The sequence below is a fragment of the Methanosphaera sp. A6 genome (assembly GCF_001729395.1).
Classification (GTDB): domain Archaea; phylum Methanobacteriota; class Methanobacteria; order Methanobacteriales; family Methanobacteriaceae; genus Methanosphaera; species Methanosphaera stadtmanae.
On the sequence record NZ_MAIF01000126.1, the window covers coordinates 1 to 9,005 of the forward strand.

Below are 9,005 nucleotides of genomic sequence, written 5' to 3' on the forward strand. Positions count from 1 at the left end.
TTTAAATTTTTTTTTAAAAATTTAAAATAAAATAAAAAACATGAAAAATCTATAATCCCTCTAAAAACTAGTATTATCTTAAACACGCCATATATTATAGGATTTATTTGAAAATATAATTTATTAAATATATGATAAGTAAAAAAATAGATAAAAATAATAATTTTTAAATAACTATTAAAATATAATATAATATAATTAACTGAAATTAGATAAACATCAGCTAATTATAATGAATAACATATTTATTAAGTATTAATTTTTTTTTAATAAAAAAAAATTAGTTAAATGAATAAAAAGTGATTATATGAAAATAAATAACAAAAATCTTTTAATTGGATTCTTGTTTATATTACTCATAGTTTTAAGTGTTGGATCAGTAACAGCTAAAGATACCAACACCACACTATCTAGTAAAGTAGAACCACAAGACATGAGTACTACTCTAACAAAAGATAGTGCATTACAAACTAATGATAATAGTTTAAGTAGTATAAAAGAGAAACCTCAATCTAAAATTAAAAATAACCTAACTGAAGTAAATAATAAAGTTGTTAAAGTTAAAAATAACACTTTAGAAAATACTCATAAGAATAAAGAAATTAAAAGTATAAAAAAAGAAGATATTCAAGACAATTCATTTAAAAATCTTCAAAAACAAATTGATGAAACAGAAAACACATTAACATTAACACATAACTATACTAAAACTGACACAGATAACACGATAATAATAAATAAAACATTCATATTAAATGGAAATGGATATACAATAAATGCTAAAAATAATAAAGGTATATTTACTATAACAAATAATGCAAAAGTAACACTTAAAAACATAATACTAGTAAATAGTACAGATAGTGCAATAACAACAGATATTAATACAGATTTAATACTAGAGAACACAACAGCAACAAACAACAAAGCTAAAAATGGTGGAGTAATATACAATAAAGGAAATCTATATATTAGCTATTCAACATTTGACAATAACTCTGTAGTAAATTATGGTGGAGTAATCTGTAATAATGGTACAGATAATACATATATAAATATAGAAAATTCATTATTTATGAATAACACTGCTACAACACCTAAAAATGGTGAAGGAGAAGGTGGAGCAATATACACAAAACTCAGTAGCTTAACTGTTACTAATACAAAATTTATAAATAATACAGCAGCAGTAACAGAAACAAATGGTGGAAATGGAGGAGCAATATGTATTGAAGATACAGCAAATCCAATAACAATAACTAACTCTAACTTCACAAAAAGTGTTTCAAGATACGGTGCAGCAATACTTGTAAATAATTATCATTCAAGTTGTGATAAATTAGCAGAAGTAACAATAACTAACTGTAACTTCACAGATAATGAAGGATTACATGGAGCAACATACTTCCTAAACACAACAGTAAATATAGAAGGAACAACATTTAACAATAACAGTGCAACATACCTTAGAAGTGATAAACAAAACTCAATGGGTGGAGCAATATGTTTTGATTACAATGCAATATGTAACATAAACAACTCAGTATTTACAAACAACTCTGCAGTAGGACGTGGAGGTGCAATAAGTGGAGGAATTTTTGAAGGTAATAGATTAATTGTAAATAACACATTATTTGAAGGAAATTATCTCCTAAATAAAACTAAATCCTTTGGAGGAGCAATAGATACATTAGTTAATGCAACAATACTAAACTCTAAATTCATAAATAACACTGCAGTAAATGGAGGAGCAATAATAAACATAGCAAATATGACAATAGAAAACACAACATTCACAAATAACACTGCAGTAAATAAAGGAGGAGCAATAGCAAACAATTGTACAGAAAATAACAAAGTAGAAATACATGATTCAACATTTATAGAAAACAGAGTAACAACACAAAAACACAACACTGGCCAAGGTGGAGCAATATACACAAAAAATACAGAATTCATATTAAATAACTCTACATTCACAAATAATTCAGTATATTCAACAGAAAATACTGGTGGAGATGGTGGAGCAATATGTATTGAAAATACATTAAATAATGTATTAATTTCAAATTCCACATTTATAAATTCATCATCAAGATATGGAGCAGCATTTTCAATAAGTAATTATGGCCTAATAAATGATAACTTAAAAAATACCACAATTATAAATTGTAATATTAGAAATAATTCTGGTCTTTGTGGTGCAACATACTTTATTACTGCAAATGTTACACTAATAAATACAACCTATACAAATAATAATGCTACAACATTAAGAAGTGATAAAACAGATTCTACTGGTGGAGCAATTAACTATGATTATGGAGTAAATTGTACAATACTTAATTCCACATTTACAAATAACTCAGCATATGGTAGAGGTGGAGCTATCTATGGAGGAATAACAAATACTAATATTTTAAACATAGAAAATACATTATTTGAAAACAACACAGTATTAAATACAACTAACTCTCATGGTGGAGCAATATATGCATCTGAAAATGTTACAATAAATAATTCCACATTTACAAACAACAAAGCACATTATGGTGGAGCAATATACACTGAAGATACATTAACATTATCTAATTCAACAATCACCAATTCCACAAATGCTGTAGAATTTAAAAATAGTAATATAACCAATAACACCTACTCAAATACCAACATAACAACCACAATAACTACCTCAGAGATACCAGAAATCATGATTATAGATGATAAATTAGATATAATAATCAATATAAAAGCTGAGGACAAATATAACACAACCATAAATACTGGAGTAATTGAAGTATATCAAAATAATGTATTAATTGATACAATAGCAGTAGTTAATGGTAGTGCTACATATAAATACACTGCAGTAAATAAAAAAGAAGAAGTAACATTTAGATATGTAGATGAAACTTCAGCATTTACACAAAATAGTATAACTAAAACCATAAATGCACGTCAATTAGATGTACATATAACAGTAGATCCTATTGAAACAAAATATGTGGGCGAAACTATTACAATAAAAGCTACTATAAAAGATGAAAACGATGATTTACTTGATGGTTCTGTTATAATAAAAATTGGTAATGATACTGTCAATACCAATGTTGTTAATGGTATAGTTAACTATAACTACACACTAAAACAAGCAGGAACATATAACATAACAGTAAGTTATCTTGGCACATCAAGATACACTAGTGCTGAAGAATCAATACCAATAACTGTAACAAAACTAAATACAAAAATAACAACAAATATCCCTAATACTGTTAAAGCACTACAAAACATTACAATAAATGCAACATTAAAAGATTCTAATGATAATATACTAATTAACAAAGATATAATTCTAAAAATCAATGGTAAAACTATAACAACACTACAAACAGATGCTAATGGAAATATAACATACAACTATACAACTAAAAACATGGGATTATACAATATAAATCTCATATATATAGGAAGTGATGTATATATAGCTACAAATACAAGTAACATTGTAAGTGTAGAAAGTCTTAAAACATCCATTATCCTAAATAACATCACAACAAAATACAATGATACAACAACAATAGTGGTTGGAGTTATTGATGAATTTGGAAATGATGTAAATGGTGGAAAAGTAATTGTAAAAATCAATGGAAAAACATTGAAAGACACAGATGGAAACATAATCTTTGCATATGTAACAAATGGTACTGCTAAAATTACAACAACACTCTCAATGAAACCAAAAACATACAATATAACTGCAGTATATGGTGGAAAATCATATTATGAATCAGCTAGAACAAATAATTCAACATTAATTATTACAAAACGTGATGCAGTAGTTTCATTTGAGGACATACCACAACCAGAAGCAGGAAGTGATGTTGAAATAAAAGTGAAAGTAGTTGATGCTGATGCAGATACATTAGTAAATACAGGATGTGTAATACTTAAACTCAATGGTAAAACACTAAAAGACACAGATGGACAAATCATATATACAAATGTAATAAATGGTACTGCAGTTGTAAAATACAACATACCAAGTAATTTCAAAGCAAAAGAATACAAATTAACAGCAGTATTTGCTAATAATGTATATAACAGAGCAGAAGCAAATTCTACCCTAACTATTATTAAAGCAAGTAATAATACAAATACAACACAAAATTCAGATAATACAATAAAAACAGTAAAACAATACAATATAAATCCAAAAAAAGAATATATAGTGAAGACCTAACTCTTCACTACCTTTTTTTATAATAAACTATTAATACAGGTTTAATACTCTTTTTCAATTGTTAAATCTAATTTAGAGCTATTTTTTTATGTAAAAACTTGAATAAGATAGATTTAAATCATGATATTTAATTCTAGCCAATATTTTTAATCAATATTTTTTTATAAATAAATTCATCAGTGTTTTATGTAACTTTTTTTAATAAAAGATAATATTTGTATATCATTAAAAATAGATGTATATATTATATTGAAGTTTTAGAATAACTAATTTTAAATTTTCTTTTTATAACAAACAAATACTTTAGAGGTTAATATTAAAATGGTTTTAACAGAATTATTAGCACCTGCAGGTTCTTATGATATTCTCGTTGTTGCTATTAATGCAGGAGCTGATGCAGTGTATATTGCAGGACATAGATATGGTGCTAGAGCTTTTGCTCATAATTTTACATCAGAAGAACTGGAAAAAGCAGTAGAATATGCTCATTTAAATGGATCATCAATACATGTTACTGTAAATACATTGTTTAATACAAAAGAGATTTTGGATGTTCTTAAATATGTTCAATTCTTATATCGTATAGGTGTAGATGCAGTTATTGTTCAAGATATTGGTCTTGTATATTTAATTCATAAATTCATTCCAGACATGGAAATACATTCATCTACTCAAATGACTCTACGTGATTATACTAGTCTTCTATGGGCTAAGGATGAGGGAGTCAGTAGAGTTATTTTACCACGTGAGATGGAAATTGATGAAATAAAAACTATTTCAGATAAATTAGAAAAAGATAAAATAGATCTTGATTTAGAAGTTTTTGGTCATGGATCTCTTTGTTATTGTATTTCTGGTGACTGTTATATGTCTTCATTTATCTCTGGAAGAAGTGCTAATAGAGGTGCATGTGCTCAGCCATGTAGATCTAATTATAAACTTAGATACAATAATCATAGTATAAGCCATGGATGTTTAATATCTACCCATGATCTTGCCACATATAAAGATGTTAAATCAATTTCTGATGCAGGAATTATGTCATTGAAGATTGAAGGAAGATTAAAGTCTGAGGATTATGTTGCTACTGTTGTAAATGCATATAGAACCATGATTGATAATATGAATAATGATACTACAGAAATTGCAGCTAAATTAGAGAAGGATTTAGATTTAACATTTAATAGATATTATACTAATGGATATATTTTACATGATACTCCAGGAGAAGTTATGGGAAGAGAAAGTTCATTCCATCAAGGATTATACTTAGGTAAAATCAAATCTATTGAAGGTGAAGAAGTAGATATTGAATTTGAAAATAAAAACCATCCAACACTTCAAAATGGTGATGGTATAGGATTTAAGCATAACAATCATATACGTGGTATTTATCTTGATACTATTGTTAAACAAGATGAGAATCATATTCTTATAAAAACTACACGTGATATTCGTGTTGGATCTGAGGTATATATAAGTTATTCTAAGGCACTTCATGATAAACAGAAAAAATATAAGAAAGAGCAGATAAAGCCACATATTCCAATATCATTTGATATTTCAGTTAATAAGAATATGAATTTAACTGTAAATGTTAGTTTCAAAGTCAATAGTGATGTTATTAGTTTTGGTTATAAATCCAATAGTGAACTTGTTGAGGCTATTAATAAACCATTAACTAATGATCTTATCATTGAACAAATGTCTAAATCTGGTGAAACTCCATTTATTGCCAATAATGTTCGTGTAACTAATTTACCTGAAAATGTGTTTATGCCTATTGGTAAGTTAAATAAGATACGAAGAAAAGTATTGGATAAGGCTTCTGAAAAATTATTAGAATATTATATTCCAAATAAAAATAAATCAGAGGAAATACGTAAAAATATCAAGAAATACACCAAAGACTGTAAAAATAATGAACATGGTATAAAACCTGCTAATTATGTTGGACTTAATGTATATGTTGATAACATAGATTTACTAACTATCGCAAATAGAAATCCATTAAATAGAATATACTTTGATGCATCATTTATCTATGATAATAAAAAAGAATATTTTGATAATATTGAAGATATATTAAGAGAAGCTTCTTCAATTACTGTGGATAAGGAACTTGTATGGGTATTATCTGCATTTACATCAGATGAAGATTTAGAAAAAATAGTGAAAATATATTCAAATCTTAAAAATGATGGAATAAAACTTTCAATAATGGGTGATTCACCATCACTTACACGTATATTCCCAGATACTAATGTTTATGGAGCACATAACCTTAACATATGGAACAACTACAGTGTTGCAATGCTTAATAAAAATAACTTTAAAGGTGCAACAATTTCAAGTGAATTATCAGAAGAAGAAATTAGTCAACTTCTTAGAAAATCAAAACAATACAATACTAAACTTGAATTGATAGTTCAAGGAAATCAGGAAATCATGGTATCTAAAGATGATTTCACAAATCTTAATGGAAACTTTGATTTGGATATTAAAACTGATGAGTATGTTGTATTAGATGATAAGGCAAATAAGGCTAAATTTAAGATATACTTTGATTATAATAAACAAAGTCACTTCTTTAACAATGACATGTTATGTTTAATTGATGAAATTGATAAGATTAAGCAAATGGGTATTGAAAATATTACTCTTGATTGTAGATTTACAAAGGAAAAATACACCTCCAAAGTAATTTCATTGTATATTCAAAGACTAAGAGAGAATAATCCTAAAAGAAAGTATTCTGAAAGTATAGACAATATTTCCTATTCAAAATTAAATAAAGGAAACTTCCTAAATTCAAGAATATTAGAAGATAAAAAAAGTAAAAGGAAAATTAGAAATAATAGAAAGTAAATCTCTCTATTTCTATACTATTTTTTTATATAATAAAATAACATTTCTTTTATTAAAATTAAGGATAGTGGATTTTTTATAGAAATCAAATCCCTTATTTATAAAGAAAGGTATTGTGTCTATGAATGAATTTACTATTAGATATTTATATTGTGGTCTATCTCGTCTTATAGACACTATAATATCTTTTAAAACAGAAGAAGCGATTCCGTGTGATCTATAATCTTTATAAATATATATACACACTAATTTTAATGATTTTATTTTAAAATTATCCATATCTTCAAAAGCAGATACTTTTATTGTGAAAAATCCAATAATATCATAATTATATACTATTATATATGTCTCACTTCCAACTTCTTCTATTTCAGATGCAATAGATTTAGTTAACATTTTAGATAATGAATTGTGTCTTGTTTGTAATAGATTAAATTCTCGCTCTTGTGTTATTTTTTTATAATGATATTTTTCTAGAATGTTTTTCATAATTCTTGTTTTTATTTTTGAGAATGAATATTATCAAAAACCTCCAAATATAATACTTAAATAATAATTATATTAAAAATAATATATAAAATTAACATTAATTTAAATCAAAGTTTAAATAATAGACCATATTATTAAAAATAATTAAAATATTTGAAAACTAATAAAAAAAAATAAATCAAAATTGTTAATATAGAAAAGTTTTTATTTAATCCAAAAGATAAAAATTAGAGTAAAAGACTTTATAAAAAAAATTTTATAAAATCAAAGTAATACTTCCACTATAAAAACAGGAAGTATTGGAAATTATTATTTAAAAGGAGATACAATTCATGACATGTACCATATTAGTTGGTGGACAATGGGGTGACGAAGGTAAAGGAAAATGTATAACATACTTTTGTACCCAAGATAAACCTGAAATTATTGCTAGAGCAGGAGTAGGTCCAAATGCTGGACACTCAGTAGAATTTAATGGTGAAAAATACGGTTTAAGATTAACACCATCAGGTTTTTTCAATAAAGAAGCAAGATTATTAATTGGTGCTGGAGTTTTAGTAAATCCAGAAGTATTTGAACACGAATTAGAATACCTTAGCAAATATGCAGTTGAAGGTAGAACATTCATGGACGCAAACTGTGCAATAATCACAGACAAACACACAAAACAGGATAAAGATTCAGCATATTTATCTAAAAAAATAGGAACAACTGGAAGTGGATGTGGACCTGCAAATGCAGATAGAATAAACAGGACAATAGACTATGCAAAAGATGTACCAGAACTAGAAAAATACATTACAGATGTACCTTCAGAAATAAACAAGGCAATTGATGAAGGTAAAGATGTATTTATTGAAGGATCACAAGGATTTGGATTATCATTATACTATGGAACATACCCCTATGTAACAAGTAAAGATACATGTGCAAGTACTGCGGCAGCAGATGTAGGTGTAGGACCAACAAAAGTAGATGAAGTAATAGTAATATTTAAGTCATACATTACAAGAGTAGGTGAAGGACCATTCCCAACAGAAATTTCACCAGAAGAAGCTGAAAAAATGGGAATAGAAGAATATGGTGTAGTAACAGGTCGTAAAAGAAGAGTAGGATTATTTGATAAAGACTTTGCAAAAAGATCATGTATGATAAATGGTGCTACACAAATAGCTCTAACATGTATTGATAGATTATATCCAGAATGTGCTAAAGTAAATAAATATGAAGATTTATCACAGGAAGCTAGAGATTATATTGAAGATATTGAAGAAAATGTTGGTGTTCCAATTACTATCATATCCACAGGTCCTGATCTTGCAGATACAATTGATTTAAGAAATGAAAAATTAAATTAATCTCCTTTACTTTTTTTTAAAAAAAATATTTTATTAATATTAATTTT

At 26.3% G+C, this 9,005-nt stretch carries 4 protein-coding genes; 3 read left to right on the top strand and 1 reads right to left on the bottom strand.

Annotation, left to right across the window (positions count from 1 at the left end; translation table 11 throughout):
- Nucleotides 1–307 precede the first annotated feature (307 nt).
- On the top strand, nucleotides 308–4,243 hold the full coding sequence (locus tag A9758_RS05015) for an Ig-like domain-containing protein (protein WP_011406570.1): 3,936 nt from the start codon (nucleotides 308–310) through the stop codon (nucleotides 4,241–4,243).
- Nucleotides 4,244–4,564: 321 nt separating this feature from the next.
- The gene (locus A9758_RS05020; RefSeq protein WP_011406571.1) at nucleotides 4,565–7,111 is read left to right on the top strand and encodes a U32 family peptidase; all 2,547 of its coding nucleotides are present in this window, start codon (nucleotides 4,565–4,567) and stop codon (nucleotides 7,109–7,111) included.
- 12 nt (nucleotides 7,112–7,123) lie between these two features.
- Here the strand turns inward: A9758_RS05020 and A9758_RS05025 are convergent, their stop codons facing one another.
- Nucleotides 7,124–7,600: a GNAT family N-acetyltransferase gene (locus A9758_RS05025; RefSeq protein ID WP_011406572.1), complete on the bottom strand. Its 477-nt coding sequence runs from the start codon at nucleotides 7,598–7,600 to the stop codon at nucleotides 7,124–7,126.
- Between the two features lie 332 nt (nucleotides 7,601–7,932).
- Here A9758_RS05025 and A9758_RS05030 point away from each other — a divergent pair, with 332 nt between their 5' ends.
- The gene (locus A9758_RS05030; protein WP_011406573.1) at nucleotides 7,933–8,958 is read left to right on the top strand and encodes an adenylosuccinate synthetase; all 1,026 of its coding nucleotides are present in this window, start codon (nucleotides 7,933–7,935) and stop codon (nucleotides 8,956–8,958) included.
- Nucleotides 8,959–9,005: the final 47 nt, after the last annotated feature.

Bases quoted from the DNA above. Each gene is read 5' to 3' on its own strand.
- A9758_RS05020 (WP_011406571.1), top strand. From the start codon at position 4,565: ATGGTTTTAACAGAATTATTAGCACCTGCAGGTTCTTATGATATTCTC.
- A9758_RS05030 (WP_011406573.1), top strand. From the start codon at position 7,933: ATGACATGTACCATATTAGTTGGTGGACAATGGGGTGACGAAGGTAAA.
- A9758_RS05015 (WP_011406570.1), top strand. From the start codon at position 308: ATGAAAATAAATAACAAAAATCTTTTAATTGGATTCTTGTTTATATTA.
- A9758_RS05025 (WP_011406572.1), bottom strand. From the start codon at position 7,600: ATGAAAAACATTCTAGAAAAATATCATTATAAAAAAATAACACAAGAG.